Origin of the sequence: Salinivibrio sp. PR932 (assembly GCF_001996125.1) — a bacterium.
GTDB classification, from domain to species: Bacteria; Pseudomonadota; Gammaproteobacteria; order Enterobacterales; family Vibrionaceae; genus Salinivibrio; species Salinivibrio proteolyticus.
Genome location: NZ_MUFM01000003.1, coordinates 21621 through 44054, shown reverse-complemented (window position 1 = coordinate 44054; position 22434 = coordinate 21621). Strand labels below are relative to the sequence as shown.

General features: G+C 49.9%; 20 protein-coding genes. 7 read left to right on the top strand and 13 right to left on the bottom strand.

Translation table 11 applies throughout. From position 1 onward, the window contains the following. Positions 1-11: 11 nt before the first annotated feature. Positions 12-1046: an NADP(H)-dependent aldo-keto reductase gene (locus BZG84_RS01855; protein WP_077479859.1), complete on the top strand. Its 1035-nt coding sequence runs from the start codon at positions 12-14 to the stop codon at positions 1044-1046. A gap of 87 nt (positions 1047-1133) precedes the next feature. Here BZG84_RS01855 and BZG84_RS01850 read toward each other — a convergent pair whose 3' ends face one another. Both BZG84_RS01850 and BZG84_RS01845 read right to left on the bottom strand, forming a co-directional pair. Further along, positions 1134-1364, bottom strand: coding sequence for a hypothetical protein (locus BZG84_RS01850; protein WP_077479858.1), 231 nt, complete (start codon positions 1362-1364; stop codon positions 1134-1136). 434 nt (positions 1365-1798) lie between these two features. Beyond that, positions 1799-2695 carry a LysR family transcriptional regulator gene (locus BZG84_RS01845; protein ID WP_077479857.1) on the bottom strand — a complete coding sequence of 299 codons (897 nt, stop codon included), beginning with the start codon at positions 2693-2695 and terminating at the stop codon, positions 1799-1801. A 177-nt stretch (positions 2696-2872) separates the two neighbouring features. Between BZG84_RS01845 and BZG84_RS01840 the strand changes: the two genes are divergently transcribed. After that, positions 2873-3301, top strand: a complete 429-nt coding sequence (locus BZG84_RS01840) for a PACE efflux transporter (protein WP_077663262.1) — start codon at positions 2873-2875, stop codon at positions 3299-3301. A 37-nt stretch (positions 3302-3338) separates the two neighbouring features. Here BZG84_RS01840 and BZG84_RS01835 read toward each other — a convergent pair whose 3' ends face one another. The 5 genes from BZG84_RS01835 to xerD form a co-directional block, all read right to left on the bottom strand. Continuing rightward, on the bottom strand, positions 3339-4676 hold the full coding sequence (locus BZG84_RS01835) for a sigma-54-dependent transcriptional regulator (RefSeq protein WP_077479855.1): 1338 nt from the start codon (positions 4674-4676) through the stop codon (positions 3339-3341). A 230-nt stretch (positions 4677-4906) separates the two neighbouring features. Then, positions 4907-6415 (bottom strand): lysine--tRNA ligase, encoded by a 1509-nt coding sequence (lysS, locus tag BZG84_RS01830; RefSeq protein WP_069586549.1) that lies wholly within the window; start codon positions 6413-6415, stop codon positions 4907-4909. Positions 6416-6441: 26 nt separating this feature from the next. Then, positions 6442-7540, bottom strand: a protein-coding gene (gene prfB / locus BZG84_RS01825; protein ID WP_101494789.1) for a peptide chain release factor 2 whose coding sequence is annotated in 2 segments (ribosomal slippage) — positions 6442-7464 and positions 7466-7540 — 1098 coding nt in all. Because the reading frame shifts where the segments join, the coding sequence is not laid out codon by codon here. A gap of 91 nt (positions 7541-7631) precedes the next feature. Next, complete coding sequence (recJ, locus tag BZG84_RS01820) at positions 7632-9362, bottom strand: single-stranded-DNA-specific exonuclease RecJ (RefSeq protein ID WP_077479854.1); 1731 nt, start codon at positions 9360-9362, stop codon at positions 7632-7634. A 15-nt stretch (positions 9363-9377) separates the two neighbouring features. Next, positions 9378-10226 carry a site-specific tyrosine recombinase XerD gene (gene xerD, locus BZG84_RS01815; RefSeq protein WP_232112119.1) on the bottom strand — a complete coding sequence of 283 codons (849 nt, stop codon included), beginning with the start codon at positions 10224-10226 and terminating at the stop codon, positions 9378-9380. Between the two features lie 192 nt (positions 10227-10418). Between xerD and fldB the strand changes: the two genes are divergently transcribed. Beyond that, entirely contained in the window at positions 10419-10946 is a 528-nt protein-coding gene (gene fldB / locus BZG84_RS01810) for a flavodoxin FldB (RefSeq protein ID WP_069586546.1), read from the top strand. Positions 10947-11008: 62 nt separating this feature from the next. Here fldB and brnQ read toward each other — a convergent pair whose 3' ends face one another. After that, entirely contained in the window at positions 11009-12313 is a 1305-nt protein-coding gene (gene brnQ / locus BZG84_RS01805) for a branched-chain amino acid transport system II carrier protein (RefSeq protein ID WP_077479853.1), read from the bottom strand. A 267-nt stretch (positions 12314-12580) separates the two neighbouring features. On the opposite strand from brnQ, the gene BZG84_RS01800 reads away from it, so the two are divergent. The 3 genes from BZG84_RS01800 to BZG84_RS01790 all read left to right on the top strand — a co-directional run bounded on the left by BZG84_RS01800 (position 12581) and on the right by BZG84_RS01790 (position 16448). Continuing rightward, positions 12581-13327, top strand: coding sequence for a tRNA1(Val) (adenine(37)-N6)-methyltransferase (locus BZG84_RS01800; RefSeq protein WP_274533683.1), 747 nt, complete (start codon positions 12581-12583; stop codon positions 13325-13327). A gap of 113 nt (positions 13328-13440) precedes the next feature. Continuing rightward, positions 13441-14670 carry an ATP-dependent RNA helicase SrmB gene (srmB, locus tag BZG84_RS01795; protein ID WP_077640932.1) on the top strand — a complete coding sequence of 410 codons (1230 nt, stop codon included), beginning with the start codon at positions 13441-13443 and terminating at the stop codon, positions 14668-14670. 230 nt (positions 14671-14900) lie between these two features. Further along, positions 14901-16448, top strand: coding sequence for an alanine/glycine:cation symporter family protein (locus BZG84_RS01790; RefSeq protein WP_077479851.1), 1548 nt, complete (start codon positions 14901-14903; stop codon positions 16446-16448). A 67-nt stretch (positions 16449-16515) separates the two neighbouring features. On the opposite strand, the gene BZG84_RS01785 is transcribed toward BZG84_RS01790, so the two are convergent. Next, a complete protein-coding gene (locus BZG84_RS01785; protein ID WP_077479850.1) occupies positions 16516-17214 on the bottom strand; it encodes an oxidative stress defense protein in 699 nt (232 codons plus the stop codon). Between the two features lie 91 nt (positions 17215-17305). Next, a complete protein-coding gene (locus BZG84_RS01780) occupies positions 17306-18196 on the bottom strand; it encodes a LysR family transcriptional regulator ArgP (protein WP_077479849.1) in 891 nt (296 codons plus the stop codon). A gap of 155 nt (positions 18197-18351) precedes the next feature. On the opposite strand from BZG84_RS01780, the gene BZG84_RS01775 reads away from it, so the two are divergent. Continuing rightward, positions 18352-18939 carry a LysE/ArgO family amino acid transporter gene (locus BZG84_RS01775; RefSeq protein ID WP_077479861.1) on the top strand — a complete coding sequence of 196 codons (588 nt, stop codon included), beginning with the start codon at positions 18352-18354 and terminating at the stop codon, positions 18937-18939. 50 nt (positions 18940-18989) lie between these two features. On the opposite strand, the gene BZG84_RS01770 is transcribed toward BZG84_RS01775, so the two are convergent. The 3 genes from BZG84_RS01770 to BZG84_RS01760 all read right to left on the bottom strand — a co-directional run bounded on the left by BZG84_RS01770 (position 18990) and on the right by BZG84_RS01760 (position 22425). Further along, positions 18990-19847: a mechanosensitive ion channel domain-containing protein gene (locus BZG84_RS01770; protein ID WP_077479848.1), complete on the bottom strand. Its 858-nt coding sequence runs from the start codon at positions 19845-19847 to the stop codon at positions 18990-18992. A 180-nt stretch (positions 19848-20027) separates the two neighbouring features. Further along, positions 20028-21104: a class II fructose-bisphosphate aldolase gene (fbaA, locus tag BZG84_RS01765; protein ID WP_069591186.1), complete on the bottom strand. Its 1077-nt coding sequence runs from the start codon at positions 21102-21104 to the stop codon at positions 20028-20030. 154 nt (positions 21105-21258) lie between these two features. Next, positions 21259-22425, bottom strand: coding sequence for a phosphoglycerate kinase (locus BZG84_RS01760; RefSeq protein WP_077479847.1), 1167 nt, complete (start codon positions 22423-22425; stop codon positions 21259-21261). Positions 22426-22434: the final 9 nt, after the last annotated feature.

Below are 22434 nucleotides of genomic sequence, written 5' to 3'. Positions count from 1 at the left end.
AAGGAGACAGGATGCAATACCACCGCCTGCCCCATTCCACCTTAGATGTCAGTAAAGTGTGCTTGGGCACCATGACCTTCGGTGAGCAAAACACCGAAGCCGATGCTCATGCGCAATTGGATTTTGCCTTCGAGCGCGGCGTTAATTTTATCGATACCGCCGAAATGTATCCGGTTCCGCCCAGCCAAGCCACGCAAGGCCGCACTGAGGCGTATATCGGTAGCTGGTTAGAAAAGTCGGGGAAACGTGATCGTGTGATTTTAGCGACTAAGGTCGCAGGCCCACGCAATGTTCCTTACATCCGTGAGGATATGTCCCTCAATCGTCGTCATATTCATCAAGCGGTTGAAGACAGCTTATCGCGCTTAAAAACTGATTACATCGATTTGTATCAGGTGCACTGGCCACAGCGTCACAATAACTGTTTTGGCAAATTGAACTATCCGTATCAAGACGAGCACTCCGGCGTCACCTTGCTAGATACCCTGGATGCGTTAAATGATCTGGTGAAAGCCGGTAAAATTCGCTACGTCGGGGTGTCCAATGAAACGCCTTGGGGCGTGATGAGCTATTTGCACTTAGCCGAGAAACACAGCCTGACGCGGATTGTATCGATCCAAAATCCCTATAATTTACTTAACCGTAGCTTTGAAGTCGGCCTGTCTGAAATCAGTCATCACGAAGGCGTCGAGCTACTTGCCTACTCCCCCCTTGCCTTCGGGGCACTCAGCGGGAAGTATTTGGGCGGCGCGCGTCCCTCTGGTGCGCGTTGTACCTTACATCAGCGTTTTTCCCGCTATTTTACTGAGGCGGGACAAAAAGCGACGCAGGAATACGTTGAGTTAGCCCGAGCGCACGGCTTAGATCCGGCGCAAATGGCGCTCGCCTTTGTCAACTCTCGCCCTTTCGTTGCCTCCAATATTATTGGCGCAACCACCCTAAAACAGCTAGAAAGCAATATCGACAGCCTCGATATTACCCTCAGTGAAGACGTCCTCGCGGGGATTGACGATATCGCTACTCGCTATCCAAACCCATGCCCTTAAACCAGAAACGGCAGCCTTATAGGCTGCCGCGGAGAGGATGATTAGATAGGGCGGCGTTTGCTCTCAAACGCCGCTTTCTGGGACCCATTACAGCCACCGCCATCGTCGTCGCCATGTCACAAGATAGCGTTTTGCCGCGAAATGTGTACTCACAGGCAACCCATCTTGAAAGTCGGCGGTGATAGCAAGATCACGCTGCAAATGACGGTTCAATGCAACATTGGCAATTCGATAGCGGTTCGCGTTGGTACGACGCCGACGAAGTGTATCGATACGAACAACAACTTGCGCTAATGGGTATAAAGATAGTTGAGTCATGTTGGCTCTCCTTGTTGGTTAAAGGAGGCCACAGGCACAATACGTAGTGGGACTGCAATCTGGCCGCATTATGCCCGCGGCCAGTTACAATTGGTCGCAGAGTCAGATGTATAAGCGGGTATCTCGTGCGCAATGATTGGCACGACCCATCGCTGAGGCAAAGATGACACCCTGTTTTTGGCTCGGTATGTATGTCATGTTGCCTCCTAAATACACATGAATCTGCGTGACTTGAGGGTTTATTGTTCAACATCACGTCATTATATTCAATAACTTATTCGAAAATTGTGCAAATTTAACGCAATACTCTGCTGTCGTTTTTAGCAACCTTGTATTTGCACTGCTCTGGTTAACAAGGCTGTGACATAAATAGATAATTATTCTGTTCCTATCTCAGCATCAGCTGTCGCTTTCATCCCCTTCGAGCCTTAAACTCATTGAACGGGCGATAAGTTGACCTTTGAGGCAATAAGCTGTTGGCGCAACGCTTGTAGGGCTATCCCCATAGCCTGCTGAGGCAACCAAACCAAATCGACAAAAAGTTCCCAGCTATCTTGTGCAAGATCGGAAGGCAAAATCACTAACTCACCTTGTTGAACCGCCGTTTCCACCAATGAGAAGGGTAGCTCCGCCCAACCAATCCCCGCCTCAACCAAACGCAATGCCACACTCAAGTTTTCTGTTCGCCATGCGCTGTCTGCATATTGCCAACGCGGCGCCGCGTGCCTATCTCGTCCGGCCACCACAATTTGGCGATGCTTCACAATTTCAGGCCAATCAAAGTGCGTTAACCGCGCGAGTGGATGTTGAGCACTGCAAACCGCGCACATGCGCATCATCTCAAGGTTATAAAATTCAAAGGCGGTCGGCAGCTGTTGCTCCTGCACCAGCAGCCCTAATTGCGCGCGCCCTTGCTCAAGTAAGCTAATCACATCCACATAAGCGGCGGTGAGAATTTCAATTTCGACCTGTGGAAACTGCTGTTCAAACGCCGCCAGACGCGCAGCAATACTGGGCGAGATCGCGGCAGACTCTGCAGCAATGGTGAGGCGGGTTTCGACACCGGTTGCAAACGCATCTGCGCTGGCTTGAAGACGCTGCATTTCGGTTAAAATTCGTTTCGCTTTACCCAGCAGTGCCTCACCTTGCTCTGTCAGCACCGGGTAGCGCCCTTGACGGTCGAATAACGTCACCGCCCAATCAATCTCGAGATTCGCGACCGCGGTGCTGACCACAGATTGTGCTTTACCCAGCTTTCTCGCCGCCGCAGAAAATGAGCCAGTCTGTGCTGTCGTCACAAACGCGGCTAATTGATCCAATGAAAACGCCATCAAGCTCTCCCGAGAATTATCATCTATCTATTTATACGATAGTTAATAACTTAGATACATCGATTTTATCTATACAATAGTTCAGAAGCTCGATAGTGGACGAAACGGTGTCTTCTCCCTAGCGTCGCCACTATCGATCGCGAATAACGTAAATTGATTGGGTTGTGTGAGGTTGTAATGCGAACAAAAGCCGACCGCTGGCGCCATGCCATTGGCTTTGAATTAATAGGCCTAATTCTAGTGGTATTCGGGCTCAATTTGATATTGGGGGCTGATATCGGCCACTTGGGGGTGATGGGCGTGCTGTTTTCTGTGATCGCGACGGGTTGGAACTATGTGTATAACATCCTGTTTGATAGAGCCATGCTCGCGATGCGAGGCAGTGTCCTCAAAACCCTACCAATCCGAATCCTGCACGCCGTGCTGTTTGAAGCTGGGCTTTTGGTGGTCACCATTCCGTTTATTATGTGGTGGCTCTCGATGACCCTTTGGCAAGCCGTGGTGATGGATTTAGGTATGGTTGTGTTCTACTTGTTTTACGCCTTTGTTTATAACTGGGTCTATGATCAAATCTTTCCGATCCCTTCCCATTCGCCCCAAGCGTAATGGTCAGGCTGCACGGAAGCAGCCCAACCCAATCTCTTTATTGACGAAATGTGCGAGGGGTGGGGATCAAGTTATGTTTGTTGAGCAAGCGATACATGGTAGCTCGCGACACGCCCAACTCTCTCGCCGCTGCCGACACCTGCCCTTTGTTCGACTCGAGTACCGCAATCAATGCATCGCGCTCTGACTCTTCGCGTATTTTGCGCAGACTTTGTTTGTAGTCCCCTTGGCGAGGTAAATCGAGATGTTCCGCTTCGATGACCAAGTGATCGGCAAGAAGCACGGCCCGTTTGACTTGATTGATCAACTCCCGCACGTTCCCCGGCCATGAATAGGCGCTTAATACACTCTTGGCTTCATCTGAAAACGTTCGCGCTTGGGTATTATATTGACGGGCAAACTTGAGCAGAAAATAGTCGGCTAAGTCGATGACATCAGCTTGTCTATCTTTCAACGACGGCATGTTAATACGCAACACATTCAGCCGATAATACAGATCTTCGCGGAACAATCCTTCAGCGACCCGTTTCTCTAAATCCATATGGGTTGAGGCGATAACACGCACATCCAAATCACGATTGTATTTGTCATGACTGATGTCGAGCATCCCCTCTTGCAATAAATGCAATAAATGGCTTTGTAAGTGCAGCGGTAAGTCACCGATTTCATCAAAAAATAAGGTGCCTTGATGGCATTGGCGTATTTTTCCGGGCGTCTCGTCATCACCCAATAATTCTTGCTGCATTTGCTCGTCGGCCAATGCCGAGCATTTAATCGACTCAAACGGGCCTTTGGCGCGGGTAGATGCATTATGAATAGCCAGTGCGACCAGCTCTTTACCTGTCCCACTCTCACCGGCCACCAATACAGACACATCGGTTGGCGCGACACGTCGCACCTGATCGCGCAGCTTTTTCATTGCAGGGCTTTTGCCTTCCAAGCCCATATCACTGTGATCGCCCAAATGGGGCCACACCTGACGCTCCAAACGCAGCATACCCAATTGGTGACCAATGGTGCTCATCAACTGTGAGTTCGGCACTGGCGAGGTGAAGTAATCAATGCAAAAGCTGACAATAAACTGGCAGATTGCTTCATTCCCCAATTGCTCTTCGCGCACCAAGGCCAACCAACGCACTTGCTTGTTACGGTTAACCATAGACGCGACGCCATTGAGGCTAAAATCATCGTGGCTTAAGTCAACAATACCAATACAGGGGCCAATGTCTTGCAACAAAGATTGCGCTGCGCGCAAGTCGTAACAACGATGACACCGCCAGCCTGCTTGTTCCAGGGTTGCTATCCAAGGCTCATACGGGCCCCCGACGACCACCAATGAGCTCAAGTTTGTTTCACTCCCTGTGTGTAATCCCATAACCTCTGCCTTACATCCAGTCTGTGATACTGCGGAAGAACCAAAGCCCCATTATAAGGAGGCTCAGTCCTGATTCTGTCTCAATAAAGAGACATTGAGTAGGTCAGAATACGTATAATTTTAGTCACTCGTCGCAAAAAGCAGAATAAAATAAAGCTTTTAGCGCGGGCATGATGCCGCTGATAGAAAAAAAGCGGCTCGAAAGCCGCTTTTTGATCAAACCTGACGATTTAGCCGTTTTGTTGTGGGCGCATCGCTGGGAATAGAATAACGTCACGGATGGTATGCGTGTTGGTAAACAGCATTACCAAGCGATCAATACCAATCCCTTGTCCTGCCGTTGGCGGCAAACCATGCTCAAGCGCGTTGATGTAGTCTGCATCATAATACATGGCTTCATCGTCGCCCGCGTCTTTCGCTTCCACTTGGGCTTTAAAGCGCGCGTCTTGATCTTCCGCGTCATTCAGCTCCGAGAAACCGTTCGCCACTTCACGACCACCGACAAAGAACTCAAAGCGATCGGTTACAAACGGGTTGTCATCGTTGCGACGTGCTAGTGGTGAAATATCTGCCGGATACTCAGTGATAAAGGTTGGCTGAATCAACTGAGGCTCGGCGGTTTCACCAAAGATTTCTTCCATCAGCTGACCGGCAGTCCAAAATGACTCCACACTGATTTTCAGTGATTTGGCAATCGCCGCGAGATGATCACGGTCTTGCGCATTCTCGTAGGTCAATGCTTGGATCTCAGCATGATCGGGGTTGTATTGCTTAATCGCATCCAGCATGGTCATGCGTGGGTATGGACCAGCAAAGTTAATTTCATGCTCGCCGTATGGCATCACAGATTGCCCCAGAACCTCGAGAGCAACACGCGATAGCATGTCTTCGGTCAAGTCCATCAGATCATTGTAATCCGCGTACGCCATATAGAATTCCATCATAGTGAATTCTGGGTTATGACGAGGCGACAAGCCTTCGTTACGGAAGTTGCGGTTAATCTCGAACACACGCTCAAAACCACCCACGACCAAACGCTTAAGATAAAGCTCTGGCGCCACACGCAAGTACATATCAATATCTAGCGCATTGTGGTGAGTGATAAATGGACGTGCAGTCGCGCCCCCAGGGATGACATGCATCATCGGGGTTTCTACTTCCATAAAGTGTTTTTCTACCATGTAGTTACGGATGGCTGTCACTACACTGGAACGGATTTGGAACGCCTGACGCGATTCTTCGTTGACGATCAAGTCGACATAGCGCTGACGATAGCGCAGCTCTTGATCCGCCAAGCCATGGAATTTTTCAGGCAATGGACGCAAGGCCTTGGTCAGCAACTGGTAGCGTTCCATATTGACATACAGATCGCCTTTGCCGGATTTGTGCAGCGCACCGTGTACACCGATGATGTCACCGATATCCAAGCCGTGGTATTCGGCTTTCAGTGCCTTTTGAACGTCTTTAGAGGCATAGGCTTGAATACGGCCCGAGACGTCTTGTACCACCAAGAAAGGACCACGTTTTGCCATGATACGGCCTGCGATGGTCACTTTATGATCGAGCGCTTCTAGCTCAGCTTTTTCTTTTTCGCCAAATTCAGCTTGTAGGTCCGCAGCAAGGTGCTCGCGACGGAAATCATTAGGATGACCGTTCGCCTTGCAGTTTTCACGGATGTGATTCAGTTTGGCGCGACGCTCGGCTATCAGCTTATTTTCGTCTTGTAACTGGTCAGTCATAGAAAACCCTTTACTCAAAGTCGTGATTACAGGCCAGATTTGAGGCTGGCTTCAATAAATTTATCCAAATCGCCGTCAAGTACGGCCTGTGTATTGCGGTTTTCAACCCCGGTGCGCAAGTCCTTGATGCGTGAGTCATCCAGCACGTAGGAACGGATCTGGCTTCCCCAGCCGATATCTGACTTCGCGTCTTCGTTGGCTTGTTTTTCCGCGTTTTGCTTTTGCAACTCAAGCTCAAACAGTTTGGCGCGAAGCTGCTTCATCGCTTGGTCTTTGTTTTTATGCTGCGAACGGTCGTTCTGGCACTGCACCACCGTATTGGTCGGCACGTGAGTAATACGGACCGCTGACTCTGTGGTGTTAACGTGCTGACCACCTGCGCCAGATGCGCGATACACATCAATACGCAGATCGGCAGGATTGATGTCGATGGCAATATCATCATCAATTTCAGGGTATACGAACGCAGACGCAAACGAGGTATGGCGGCGACCACCCGAATCAAATGGTGACTTACGAACCAAACGATGCACCCCGGTTTCGGTACGTAACCAACCGTAGGCGTATTCACCTGTAATCCGCACGGTGGCAGACTTTAAGCCGGCGACTTCACCTTCAGATACTTCAATGACTTCCGCTTTAAAGCCTTTCGCATCGGCCCAACGCAAGTACATGCGTAACATCATGTTGGTCCAATCTTGCGCTTCTGTGCCGCCGGAACCGGCTTGCAGATCGATATAGCAATCTGACGCATCGTGTTCACCGGCGAACATACGGCGAAATTCCAGCTTCTCAAGTTTGGCTTCTAAGTCGGCAAGCTCTGGCTCGACTTCATCAAAGGTTTCTTGATCGTCTTCTTCAACGGCGAGCATCAAAAGCTCGTTAACATCCTCACCACCTTGGGTGAGTTGGTCAATGGTTTCAACCACAGCTTCCAACGAGGCACGCTCTTTGCCCAGTGCTTGTGCGCGCTCAGGTTCGTTCCAGACGTCTGGCTGTTCTAATTCGGCATTAACTTCTTCTAGACGCTCTTTCTTGGCATCGTAGTCAAAGATACCCCCGAAGAACATCGGTGCGTTCAGCGATGTCCGCGAGGCGGTTTTTGATTGGATTGATCTCAAACATGGTCAAGCATCTTCATTTGCGGAAATTTAACCGCCGAATTTTAGCGAATTGTGGGGTCAATAAACAGGGCATGACGGAAAAAGCCGCACAATTAAGCACTCTCCAGATGAGAAACAATCAATTGCGCACTGCGATTACCACGAAACTCGTTAATATCCAGCCGGTAGACTAACCGCATCTGCTTCACACTCGGGTCCGGCCAACGGCGCACATCGATATTAAACGCAATTGCATCAATCATGGCACCACCGTCTGGATGCTCCACCATTAATTTCAGATGCTTACTGCCAACCAGCTTTTGCTGTAACACCTTAAACGTGCCATCAAATTGCGGCTCCGGAAATCCTTGTCCCCAAGGTCCCCCCGCTTGGATAAGCTCCGCGGTTTCGATGCTCAAGTCACGACTCGACAGTTCCCCATCACTGAGTAGTACGCCTTTGAGATCATCCTCGCTGACTGCCTCACGGACTTGCGTATCAAACAGACGGGCAAAACGCTCAAATTCACTCTCATCGATAGTCAGCCCTGCCGCCATGGCATGCCCGCCAAACTTTTTGATCAAGCCGGGATGCTGAGTATCGATCCGATCCAGCGTATCGCGCATGTGCAATCCTGGAATCGAACGCGCCGAGCCTTTAATGGTGCCATCGCCCCCATCGGCAAAAGCGATCACGGGACGATGAAACTGCTCTTTCAGACGCGAGGCTAAAATACCAATCACGCCTTGATGCCAATCTCGTTGAAAGAGTGCAAGGCCAACGGGTAAGTCTTGTTCGCTTTTTTCGGCAATCAAGCGCTCACACCATGCCACCGCTTCTTGCTTCATCCCGGCTTCAATTTCTTTGCGAGTTTGGTTAAGTGCGTCCAACTCAGAGGCCATGCGGCGCGCGGCGTGGATATTGTTGCTCAGTAACAGCTCCACCCCAAACGACATATCATCCAGTCGACCCGCCGCGTTGATCCTTGGGCCTAAAGCAAATCCAAAGTCGCTGGCCACCAAGGTCGCCATGTTTCGGTTAGCGACTTCGATCAGTGCCTGAATACCGGGGCAACATCGCCCTGCACGAATGCGCTGTAAGCCTTGGTGCACCAAGATACGGTTGTTGGCATCCAATGCCACCACGTCAGCTACGGTTCCCAATGCAACCAAATCAAGCAGTTCCGCCAAGTTCGGTATCGCAATGCCTTGTTGCTCAAACCAACCTTGTTCACGCAAATGGGCCCGCAATGCCAACATCAAATAAAATGCTACCCCAACACCGGCAAGGGCTTTGGACGGGAAGCCACAGTCATTTAGATTAGGGTTTACCATCGCATCTGCGTCAGGCAGCTGCTCTCCGGGTAGGTGGTGATCGGTCACCACCACTTGCATGCCTAGCGCTTTGGCATGCGCGACTCCGGCCAACGATGACACACCATTATCAACGGTCATGATGAGATCAGCATCACGCTCGGCCGCTTGTTCGACGACGTCAGGACTCAGTCCATAACCATCGTCAAAACGGTTTGGCACTAAATAATCGACTCGCGTTGCGCCCATCATGCGAAGCGCCTTCACCGAGAGCGCCGACGAGGTCGCGCCATCAGCGTCAAAGTCTCCCACGATAAGAATCGACTTGTGGGTTGCGATCGCCTCCGACAGTAGTGCGACAGCGCCTTCGATACCGGTTAACGCTTGGTATTGATGTAAGCCTGCCACACTGCGGTTTAACTCACTGTCTTCGCGCAGTCCTCGATTGGCATACAAGCGTTGTAGCAAAGGGGGAATATCATCACTAAAGGCCGGCGTGACCGTCGGCATTCGTCGTTTTATCTCTATCATAATCACCAATCAGGGTTAGCCGCGTGGATGATGAGTTTGATGCAGCTGTTTCAAGCGCTCAGTCGCAACATGGGTATAGATTTGGGTCGTCGAAAGGTCGCTATGGCCAAGTAACATTTGTACCACACGCAAATCAGCACCGTGATTGAGCAAATGGGTGGCAAACGCGTGGCGTAACACATGCGGGGAGAGCGCGTCGCTATCAATCCCTGCCAGCTGAGCGTAATACTTAATACGATGCCAAAACGTTTGGCGTGTCATCTGTCGCGCCCGTTTGCTGGGGAAAAAAACATCGGTACTGGTTTCGCCAAGCAGCACAGGCCGGCTGTGTGCCAAATAATGCTCCAACCAATCTACCGCAGTTTCTCCCATCGGCACCAAGCGCTCCTTGTCGCCTTTACCAACCACACGGACCACACCTTGCCGTAAACTCACATTTTCAGTGGTCAAGCCCACCAGCTCAGTAACACGCAACCCCGTGGCGTAAAGCAACTCAAGCATGGCTTTATCGCGCAGCTCCAGCGGATCGTCGGTATTGGGCGCATCGAGTAATGCGTCAATTTGCTCTTCACTGAGATCTTTCGGCAAGCGTTTCGGTTGTTTAGGGCTAATTAAGGTGGCACTCGGATCATCCGGACGCAGCTTTTGACGGTATAGATACTGGAACAAACGACGCAGTGCCGACACCATACGGGCTCGGCTGCTGGGCTGATAGGCTTGCTCGTGCAACCAGTACTGATAATCCTGCAAGTCCTGTTTACTCACCGACAGCAATGCACGGCTATCAAGCCAGTGGCAGAGCTTAAGCAAGTCATTCCGATAAGAGCCGAGGGTGTTTTCCGATAGCCCCCGCTCCATCCACATGGCATCGAGGAACTGCTCGATTAATTCAACATTCTTGTTCACATTCAGCCTGCTTATTGGGGAAAACTCGAATAATAACGGCGCCACACGCGACTTAGCGCGGGTCATTATACAAAATGTCGGCGCCGCTTGCTGGATCAAATTACCCACCAGCAGGTAAACTGCAGGTAATCAAACCAAATGAGTCAAACTATGAGAATCGGTCTGTTTTATGGCTCAACCACCTGTTATACCGAAATGGCAGCGGAAAAAATCCGTGACTTTATCGGCGACGATTTGGTTGAGTTGCACAACGTCAAAGAAACGCCGCTGGCCAAAATGGCAGAGTATGACTTGCTACTTCTCGGCATTTCAACTTGGGACTTCGGTGAGCTGCAAGAAGATTGGGAAGCCGTTTGGCAAGACATTGATAGTCTGCAACTGCAAGGCAAAGTGATTGCATTATTTGGCCTTGGCGACCAAGAAGGCTATGCCGAATGGTATCTTGATGCCATGGGCATGCTCCACCAGCAGCTGCAAGGCAGTGGTGCGCAATTTATTGGCTATTGGCCCACCGAAGGCTACCGCTTTGATGCGTCTAAAGCTGTGACAGACGACGGAAAACAGTTTGTTGGCTTGGCCCTAGACGAAGACAGTGAGTACGACCTAAGCGACGAACGGATTCACACCTGGTGCGAGCAAGTTTTGGTTGAATACCAAGCGTTACTCGAACAGGCCTGATACCTCGCCTGTTGATATAAAAAAACCGCGCCTGAGCGCGGTTTTTTTATTGGGTAAGATCGTTACGCTTGCGCGAACTTGTCCGAACTTGTCCCAAGCCATTTCGCCACAATCATGGCCGCCACGGTCGGGAGCAACCATGCCATGCCAACATCGAACAATGGCAAGAAGTTAAAGGCGCTCATATCCACACCCATCACTTTCACCGCATCGAGCAGGCTAAACAGCAAAGCTACGCCAAGTACGACACGATAACCCAATGCTGGGTTTGGCAACCAGCGACGGATAAAGGTTAAACCGATCAGGGCAATTGCAACCGGATACAAGGCAAACAATACCGGCACTGAGATCGCGATCAGTTGTTTAAGACCCACGTTTGCAACAATTGCACACACTAAAGACACCACAACTACCCAGCGGCGATAAGTCCAACTGGTCAAAGTGCTAAAGTAATCGGCACAGGCGCTTACCAAGCCAATTACTGTGGTGAGACAGGCCAAGCCAATAATCGCCGCCAAAATCATTTGCCCTACAGGACCAAACAACGCATTAACGTAGGCGGCCATGATTTCGCCACCATTTTGCGTCCCAGCGGCCACTTCACTGGCAGTCGATCCCAAATAAAACAGAGAAATGTAAACAAACGCCAAGCCGGCTGCTGCAATCACGCCTGCATAAATCAGATACATACAGGTCGTTTTATTGTCTTCGATGCCTTTTTTGCGAATCACATCGACAATCAGCATACCGAACATCAGTGCCGCAAAGGTATCCATGGTGTTGTAACCTTCGAGGAAACCTGTAGTCAACGCATTGTTCACATAGGCGCCTTGCGCCGCTGCCACGTCACCCTGAGGATTGACAATCACAGCAATCGCAAGAGTTGCCAACGCCGCGAATAGCAGCGGAGTCAGTAGCTTACCAATCGAGTCAATCAATTTGCCCTGAGAGAGTGAGAAAAACATAGCAACGGCAAAAAAGACGATGGAGAAAGCTGTCAGTTCAACTTGACCTGGCTCGAGCAAAAAGGGTTTAAAGCCAATTTCGTAAGCAACGAGCCCGGCACGAGGCGCAGCAAAAGCAGGACCGATAATGATAAAAATCAGCACTGCCATTAAAGTGGCGAGTCCCGAGGGTAAATCACGCGTCAGGCCTTTCCAGCCGCCACCAGCGATGGCAACCGCAATGATACCAACCAGCGGGAGACCAACAGCCGTGATCAAAAAGCCCGTCATGGCGGATGTGAAGTGTTCACCGGCTAACATGCCAGCTTGAGGCGGGAAGATGATATTCCCTGCGCCTAAGAAAAAGGCGAAGGTCATAAAACCTAACGCTAAAATATCAACTAATTTTAAACGCTTAGTCACGATTAATTCCTACAGCTTTAGATGGTGTTTGCAATGAGTAATGATTCGCCCAGCTGAAACCTAGATTTATAATATTTTGTTTCATACAACGGGCAGAATTTAGAATAATGAACAAGATCATCATCACAGTAAAGCCATGACAGCAAAACCTTGTGATCTTCTGTTTTAAAAGTAACAGTTAGCTCAATAAACTGGCTGTGATGTTAAAAGCGATATTTTTTAACAGACCCCACCAGTAACATACTGATTACATAACAGTAAAAAACACTGCTCTTCGGGCAGGATGCATCAAGCGGAGAAGGCAACCTAGTGAGCGAGTTTCGATTCAAACAATTTAGCGTGACCCAAGACAACTGTGGAATGAAAGTCAGTACCGATGGGGTATTGTTGGGCGCTTGGGCTGATCCCAAACAAGCGAAAAGTAGTCTCGATATTGGCACAGGAACCGGCCTCCTAAGCTTGATGCTTGCGCAGCGTTTTCAACATTTATCGCTCACCGCCATCGAGTACGATCCCGCCGCTTATGCCTGTGCAACCCAAAATGTGCATGCCTCCCCCTTTGCAACGCAAATTCAGCTACGACAAGGCGACATTACACAGTGGCACACGAGCACACGCTTTGAGCATATCGTATGTAACCCTCCCTATTTTACCAGCGGACAAACCGCACGCGATGCAAAGCGTGCCACGGCTCGGCATGCACATACATTGACGCATGAGGCGCTGCTTCACGTGCTCGTTGCGCGATTAACCCCAAGCGGATGCGCCGATCTTATCTTGCCGGTTACCGAAGGCGAGCGATTGATTGCCGATGCGACACAATATGGCCTGCACCTCCATCGTCAGGTGTACGTTTACCCGACCCCTGGCAAACCCGCATCACGATTACTTTTTACCCTCAGCCCCACGACGCATCCATTGATCTCTGATACGCTGGTGTTACGTGATGACCATAACCACTTTACCCCCGCGTTTGCAGCATTAACGCGCGATTTTTATCTAAAATTGCCCTAATCAGTACACACCTTTCTGGTAGTCACTCGATGTGATCTATTTACTGATACTCTGCATATCGACGCGATTTACGTATATAATGCTGCTCTTAACTGTCCTTGGAGAAAAACCCTGTGCGAAGCTTTGCCGAACTTGAGCTCGATCCTGAATTGCTCAGTGCCCTCGACGATATGGGCTATCAACGTCCAACGCTTATCCAATCCGAGGTTATCCCCCACGGGATGGATGGACGCGACATTTTAGCCTCTGCGCCAACAGGTACAGGCAAAACCGCCGCCTTCTTGTTGCCTATGTTACAGCACTTGCTCGACTTTCCTCGCCAAAAGCCTGGACCGGCGCGCGTGCTGATCTTGACCCCAACCCGAGAGCTCGCGATTCAGGTCGCTGACGAAGCGCGCGCCTTGGCAGTCAACACAGAGCTCAAGATTTTCACCATCACCGGCGGTATTTCCTATCAAGATCATGCAGAACAGTTAGGCAAAACACAGGATATCGTCGTCGCCACACCGGGGCGACTCATGGAGTACATTGAGGCAGAACGCTTCGACTGTCGCGCCATCGAGTGTTTGGTGTTAGATGAAGCCGACCGCATGCTCGATATGGGATTTGCCAGTGCGGTAAACCGCCTCTCTGATGAATGTCAGCGTCGCAGTCAAACCATGTTGTTTTCCGCCACACTTGAAGGTCGCGGCGTCACTGGATTTACCGAAAGCTTGTTGACCGACCCTGAGCTTATTAATGTGGAGCCACCCCGCCGGGAACGCAAAAAAATCACCCAGTGGTATCACCGTTGTGACGATCTCGCGCATAAACGCGCCTTGCTGAAACATATTCTTACCGAGCAAGCCGAGCGCGCTATTGTGTTTGTCAAAACACGCGAGCGTTTAGCCGATCTGCGTGATTACATGCAGTCACAACAACTGGATTGTGCGTGGATCCAAGGTGAAATGCAGCAAGCCAAACGCAACAATGCAATTAGCCGGTTTAGTGAAGGTAAAGTGAACGTCTTACTGGCCACCGATGTCGCCGCACGCGGTATTGATGTGCCAGATATTACCCACGTGATTAACTACGACTTACCGCGTACCGCAGATGTCTACTTACACCGCATTGGTCGCACCGCACGCGCAGGTAAAAAAGGCTCAGCCTTGTCATTGGTAGAAGCCCATGATCAGCCGATGATGGAACGTATTTCGCGTTACATGGATGAAGATGTTAAAGAGCGAACCATTGATGGCCTGAAACCAAAACATAAAAAAGCAGAGCATAAGAAGAAAAAGAAGAAGCAAACCGGTAAAAAAGCCGTTTCTGCTAAAAAGCCGAAAAAGCGTAAAAAGAGCTAGACAGCCCTTGCCTGATGCGACAGCTTGATTGTCCATCGCTTATATGAAGGAGGCCGCATAAGGCCTCCTTTTGTTTTGTTATCCCGCCTATTTTTCTGAACACAAAACGATCAGATTCACACATCAAAAAACCAAATGACACAAAATATTAACAATTGAGCACCGAATCAGTTTAAGATGCGGGTGGATAAAAAAACAACATGATGCAAACACAGTAGAAGGAACTCACTATGCAATCGTTTGTCGATTTTTTAAATAGCATCATTTGGAGTCCAGCGCTGATCTATACCTGCTTGGGTGCCGGTCTGTTCTACTCCATTTTGACGCGTTTCGCACAAGTCCGTCACTTCTCAGAAATGTGGCGCTTACTCTTCTCCAATAAAAGCTCAAAAAAAGGGATTTCCTCCTTCCAAGCACTCGCGGTCTCACTTTCGGGGCGTGTCGGTACCGGTAATATCGCTGGGGTTGCTGCTGCCATTGGGTTTGGCGGCCCAGGTGCGGTATTCTGGATGTGGGTCGTCGCCTTTCTCGGTGCGGCTACCGCGTACACAGAGTCAACCCTCGCACAGATTTATAAAGAAGAGGACAACGGCGAATTCCGCGGCGGTCCGGCCTACTACTTTGAAAAAGCGTTAGGTCAAAAGTGGTACGCCATCTTGTTTGCATTCGCGACCCTACTTGCATGTGGTGTAATGCTGCCGGGCGTGCAGTCTAACGCCATTGGTAACGCAGTAGAGACCGCTTTTGGTTCTGGCGCTATGGTTGATACGGCGATGTTTGGCGCCCTAGAGGTGTCGAAAGTCATCACCGGTGCCTTTATTTCCGTTGTACTTGGCTTCATCATTTTTGGTGGTGTAAAGCGTATTGCCCACTTTACTCAAATCGTTGTGCCATTTATGGCGCTTGCTTACATCATCATTGCGTTCGTGATCATCTTGCTGAACATCAGCGAGATCCCTGGTGTCATTGCTATGATCATCGGTGATGCCTTTACACCGATGGCAGGTGCCGGTGCTGCGATTGGCTGGGGTGTGAAACGTGGCGTCTACTCTAACGAGGCCGGACAAGGAACAGGCCCTCATGCCGCCGCCGCAGCCAACGTTGAGCACCCGGCACAGCAAGGTTTAGTGCAGTCATTCTCCGTCTATATCGATACTCTGTTAGTTTGTTCTGCCACCGCGTTTATGATCATCATTACCGGTGCCTATAACGTACACGGTGCGGGTGACGCCTTTATTGTGCAAAATCTCGCGTCATCTGTTGCGGCAAATAGCCCTGAGTTTACGCAGCTGGCTATCGAGCAAGCAATGCCGGGCCTAGGTAAACCCTTTATTGCCTTTGCGCTGTTCTTCTTCGCATTCACAACTATCTTGGCGTACTACTATATTGCCGAAACCAACGTTGCATACTTGCGCCGCACTTTCAAAGTGCCCGGTATGATGTTTGCGCTTAAAATCGTGCTGATGTCAGCGGTATTCTACGGGTGTGTACGTAGCGCGAACCTTGCGTGGGCATTTGGTGATGCCGGTGTCGGTCTGATGGCATGGCTCAACATTGTCGGTATTATCATTATTTTCTTTATTGGTAAACCGGCACTCAAAGCGCTTAAAGACTATGAAGAACAACAAGCGAAAGGGGTTGAGACCTACACGTTTGATCCTGTGAAATTAGGGATTAAGAATGCAGATTATTGGGAACAACGCCTTGCTCGTCGCCAACAAGCGCAAAGCGACCAAGCAGAAGATGGAAAAGGTAAGCCGGTGAATCCCACCGCGTAACCACCGCTTAGTTAGCCGCAATAAGGGCGCCCATCGGCGCCCTTTGTATTAATGAAGAGAGGCAGGATTAATCGTCAAGACGAAAAATAATATCTACTTGATCACGCACTTCCATCGTCGCATCTTGATAACTGGCCGCCACATCCGCTTTAGCACCGCGCATTTCAGCCTGCATCATGACTGGGCGAGGCGAGCTTGAGCGATAGCGAATCTGCCATACACCATCTAACTTCATCGCTAAACTTTCGGCCAATGCGGCTGCTTTTTCTCGCGCATCTTTCACCGCCGCCTCTCGGGCTTTCGCTTCTAACGCGGCATAATCACTGCTCGTCAGTTGAATATGGCTAATACGGTTTATGCCATCACCTAACGCACCATCCAGTACCGCGTTTAGATTAGTGAGATCATTTAAGGTCACTGTCACTTGACGCTCGGCGCGGTAACCCGTTAATTCTGGAGCTTTATCTTTGGGATACTGGTAACGTGGTGACAAATTGATGTGCGCACTTTCTATTTGTTCACGCGTAACGCCTTGCTTATTCAAACGGTTAATAAACTCAGCTACCGCTTTATCCGAGGCGAGCTTGGCGGCTTTGGCGCTTTTTCTTTCTGTCACTACGGCCACATGGATCATCGCCATATCTGGCTTGGCTGTCACTTCACCGACCCCTGTGATTTCAAGATGGGGAAAATCGATATTAGCCATGGCGGCAGGTGCCATCACCAGTGCACTGGTCAACAGCACCATAGCTTTGAGTTTACGCATACGGTCTCCTTAAATGGATTCACGATTTTACTAACACTCAGGTAAGACTCTCGATGAGCCAAAAGGCTCCCTGTATTTGGTCAATTTCCGGTTAAGATTGCACTAATGCACGCTGTGCCGCTTGTTGGCAAGCATGGGTCATTTCCGACAACACACCACTTTCCATTGCCCAATAGTGCCAATAAAGATGGCGGGCCTCGACTTTACCCGGCATCACATCAATCAAGGTTCCCTCCTCGAGCTGCTTTAACACCATTAAACGGGGGATTAAACAATACGCCATACTTTTACTCGCCATCGCGACAAAGGCCTCAGACGAACGAACAATGTGACGCCGCCACCCTGCGGCAGGCATCGCAAAATGGGACGCAAGAAAGTCCGCATGCATATCATCATGCGCATCGAAAATGACGGCGGGTGCCGCCATTAAGGCCTCCCTATCAATCCCTTGGGAGAAATATCGCTGTGAAAATGCAGGGGTTGCCACACAGCTATAGTCCATGCGACCCAAATACAGGCAATCACATCCATGCATGGGTGTGGAGTCTGTGCTAATGGCTGCAATTGCCTCACCACTTCGCATCCGTTTCAAGGTGCGGCTCTCATCTTCAACGAGCAAATTGAGATCAATCGCTTGCGCGTCTAACAAGGGGGCGAGTGCCGGTAGCAACCATGTCGCGAGACTATCAGCATTGGTGGCAATTGATACCGAGAGTACGGAGCCATCCGCATCTGGAGCAAGCTCTGGCAATGTCTCTTGCTCCAAAAGCTGAACACGCCGGTACAAACCCAGTAGACGCTGTCCAATCGGTGTTAGCCGAGGTGGCTGCTCGCGAACCATCACAGGTTGCGCAATTTGTCGCTCCAGTTGTTTGATCCGCTGCGAGACCGCCGATTGGGTAATAAACAACGCCGCAGCGGCACGCTCAAATCCCCCTAAGGTGATCACCGCGTCTAACGCTTCCACGCCTCGATAGTCCATTCACACCCCCATAAGTTAAACTAATTAACCATAAATATAATTAAGTTCACTTAATAGCCATCCCTGCTTAAAGTGGGAGTCATACCTCGTGATAAAAGGATCAAACTGTGAGTAGTTTTTTTGTGGCGCTCCAAGGCTTGGGGCTAAGCCTAACCATGATTATTCCTATCGGCGCACAGAATGCCTACGTGATTAACCAAGGGATCAGCCGTGAACATCATATGACCACTGCTTCCATTTGCTTTTTATGCGATATCATACTGATTTCAAGCGGCATTTTTGGTGGAGGCGCACTACTGGCTAGCTATCCGGTGTTGCTCAACACCATTACATTAGCCGGTATCGCATTTTTAAGTATGTATGCATGGCAGTTTATTCAAAGTGCTCGCCAGCCTGCTGAAAATGACGTTTACACGCCCACGATGAGCCGAGGTCGACGTGCCGTGATTATTGGCGCGCTAGCGGTGACGCTACTCAATCCACATGTCTATTTGGATACAGTGGTCGTCCTAGGTGCCATTGGTGGACAGTTTGCCTTTGATGAGCGTGTAGCCTTTACGGTTGGCGCATTACTCGGCTCTTGCTTATGGTTTTATGGTTTATCCGCAGGGGCGGCGCGATTATCTCCTTGGCTATCAACCCCATCAATTCGCCGCCTGCTCGATACCTTAATGGCCAGTATGATGCTTTTTGTCGCGATAAAACTCGCATTAGGCTTGTACACGCGCCTCGTCGCAGGATAAGAAAACGGCACCTCGTAGGTGCCGTTCGATGACCAACGTCAAAGCACAAGTTATTCACTCACATCGCTTCGGTTGATATGCACGCTCATCTGCGGGAATGGGATCTCAATATTGTGTTCATCCAAGGACTCTTTTATCGACTGCAGCAGCTCATAATACACGCTCCAATAGTCGCTGGTTTTCACCCAAGGACGAACCACAAAGTTCACGGATGAGTCCGCTAATGTCATCACACCAATAGTCGGTGCGGGATCCTTCAATACCAAAGGATGATTGGTAACCACTTCCGTTAAAATGGCTTTGGTCTTTTTCAGATCCGCGTTGTAAGACACGCCAATGGTGTAATTAATACGACGCGTCGCATGTTTCGAATAGTTGGTGATTGGACTACTGATCACCGAGCCATTAGGCACCACCACCATCTTATTATCAGGCGTGGTCAGTACCGTGGAGAAAATTTGAATCGACTCGACCGAACCGGCAACGCCGGCTAACTCCACGTAATCGCCTGATTTAAAAGGCCTAAAGGTGACAATCAGGACACCAGCAGCAAAGTTGGCTAACGACCCTTGCAAAGCCAAGCCCACCGCCAAACCTGCCGCACCGAGAATCGCGATGACAGACGCGGTTTGTACCCCAATCCGGCTGAGCGCGGCAATCAATACAATGATAAAGAGCAGATAACGCACCAAGCCGTGAATAAACTCCACCACCGCGTTATCCATTTGACGCTTACGCATCACCGCAGCCAGTGAATTGGCCAAGCCTTTCACCACCAGATTACCGATAATTAGGATCAGTAACGCAGACAAGATGTTTACGCCATACTGGATCAATAGGTCCTGATGGTCGATAAACCATGTTTGCGCAAACTTAGCACCTTCTACTACCGCGTTTTCTTCACTCATTCCCTTGCCCCTCTTTTTGGACCATCAATGATAAAGCTATGCTAGCAGGGTTTGACCCACTTGTGTCTAGCTTTGTAGAACGAAACTGAGACAGTTATGACTACACCTTCACTGAGGCTCCCAGTGAAGATATAAAAAAACCCGCCAAGTGGCGGGTTTTGATGACCGGAGAGACAATACTTATAGTACGTCAATCGCGTTAAGGTCAGAGAATGCTTGCTCCAAACGGGCAACCATAGATTCTTGACCTTTACGTAGCCATACGCGTGGGTCGTAGAATTTTTTGTTTGGTTGGTCGTCGCCTTTCGGGTTCCCGATTTGGCCTTGCAGATAGGCTTCGTTCTCTTGGTAGTATTGACGAATACCGTTCCAAGTTGCCCACTGGGTATCGGTATCGATGTTCATTTTGATCACACCGTAACCGATAGACTCTTCGATCTCTGCTTGTGAAGAACCAGAACCACCGTGGAATACAAAGTTCAGCGCGTTTGGTGCTAGACCAAATTTCTCTGCACAGTAAGCTTGAGAGTCACGCAGGATGGTTGGTTTTAGAACCACGTTACCTGGCTTGTACACGCCGTGTACGTTACCGAATGAAGCGGCGATGGTGAAACGGTGGCTAACTGCAGACAGTTTCTCGTACGCGTAGGCAACTTCTTCTGGCTTGGTGTAAAGATCGGCGGTATCAACATCGCTGTTGTCCACGCCATCTTCTTCACCACCGGTGATGCCCAGTTCGATTTCCAGCGTCATGCCCATTTTGTCCATGCGCGCTAGGTACTCAGCACAGATTTCCATGTTCTCTTCCAGTGACTCTTCAGACAAGTCAATCATGTGAGAAGAGAACAAAGGTTTACCGTGTTCTTTGTAGAAAGCTTCACCAGCGTCTAGCAGACCATCAATCCATGGCAGCAATTTTTTCGCAGCGTGGTCAGTGTGCATGATCACAGGCACACCATAGACTTCAGCCATCGCGTGTACATATTTTGCACCCGCTACTGCGCCTTTGATTTGAGCTTCTTGACCGTCTAGCTTCAGGCCTTTACCTGGGAAGAAGCCAGCACCACCGTTTGAGAACTGGATAACAACCGGTGCTTTTACTTTCGCAGCGGCTTCCATCACAGCGTTGATAGAGTCAGTGTTCACCACGTTGACTGCTGGCAGCGCAAATTTGTTCTCTTTGGCGACTTCAAATACTTTCTGAACGTCATCGCCCCAGATAACGCCAGGTTTTACAAAATCAAAAACTTTAGACATGGCTCTCGTCCTATTAACTCGGGTTGTCTTTGCTTAAACTTCGTGAAGGTGCCACAGCACCTTAACTAGAAATGGTGCAATCGTTTACGACTCGGCCTATTGTAGTCAAACGAATGCGAAAACGGGAGACATCGCTCCCGTTTTATCACGTCAATTACGCGTCTTTGGCACGTGCTTCTAGCATTTCTACCGCTGGTAGTGGTTTGCCCTCAACAAACTCGAGGAACGCACCGCCACCTGTGGAAATGTATGACACGTCAGCTTTGATGCCAAACTTATCGATGGCAGCCAAGGTGTCACCGCCACCGGCGACAGAGAAGCCTTCTGACTCTGCAATCGCTTGTGAAATACCCTTAGTGCCCGCTTCAAAGTTCTTGAATTCAAACACGCCTACAGGGCCATTCCACAGGATAGTTTTGGCATTTTTCAGAATGTCAGCCAGTGCTTGGGTAGATTCTGGGCCTAGGTCGAAGATCATGTCATCGTCTTGCACGTCTTCAACACGCTTGATCTCAGCGTCTGCGTTTTCATCAAACGCTTTGGCACACGCCACATCTGTTGCCACTGGAATATGACACTCTTCCATCAGTGATTTTGCAGTCTCGACCAAGTCTGCTTCGTACAGAGACTTGCCTACATTGTGACCGGCTGCAGCGATAAAGGTGTTGGCGATACCGCCACCGACAACGAGCTGATCCGCCACGGTTGACAGAGATTTCAGCACAGTCAATTTGGTCGATACTTTTGAACCACCCACAATCGCCACCATTGGGCGCGCAGGGTTATCCATCGCTTTACCCAGTGCATCTAGCTCGTTCGCCAGAAGTGGACCTGCACAGGCAATCGGTGCATGCATACCCACGCCGTGAGTCGATGCTTGCGCACGGTGTGCAGTACCAAATGCGTCCATCACAAACACATCACACAAAGCAGCGTATTGTTTTGATAAAGCTTCGTCGTTCTTTTTCTCGCCTTTGTTAAAGCGTACGTTTTCTAGAACCACCAGCTCACCGGCATTCAGCTCAAGGCCATTCAGGTAGTCTTTGGCCAAGCTAACCTTGCAATCCAATGCATCGTCAAGGTAGTTCACAACAGGCTGTAGCGAGAATTTGTCTTCAGGCTGGCCTTCTTCAGGACGGCCAAGGTGAGAGGTCACCATCACTTTCGCACCTGCCGCCAGGCAGTGTTTGATGGTTGGTAGTGACGCCAAAATACGCGCGTCAGATGTGACTTTGCCATCTTTCACTGGCACGTTGAGGTCTGCACGGATAAAGACACGCTTTCCGGCAAGATCCAAGTCGGTCATCTTAATTACAGACATAAGGTCCTC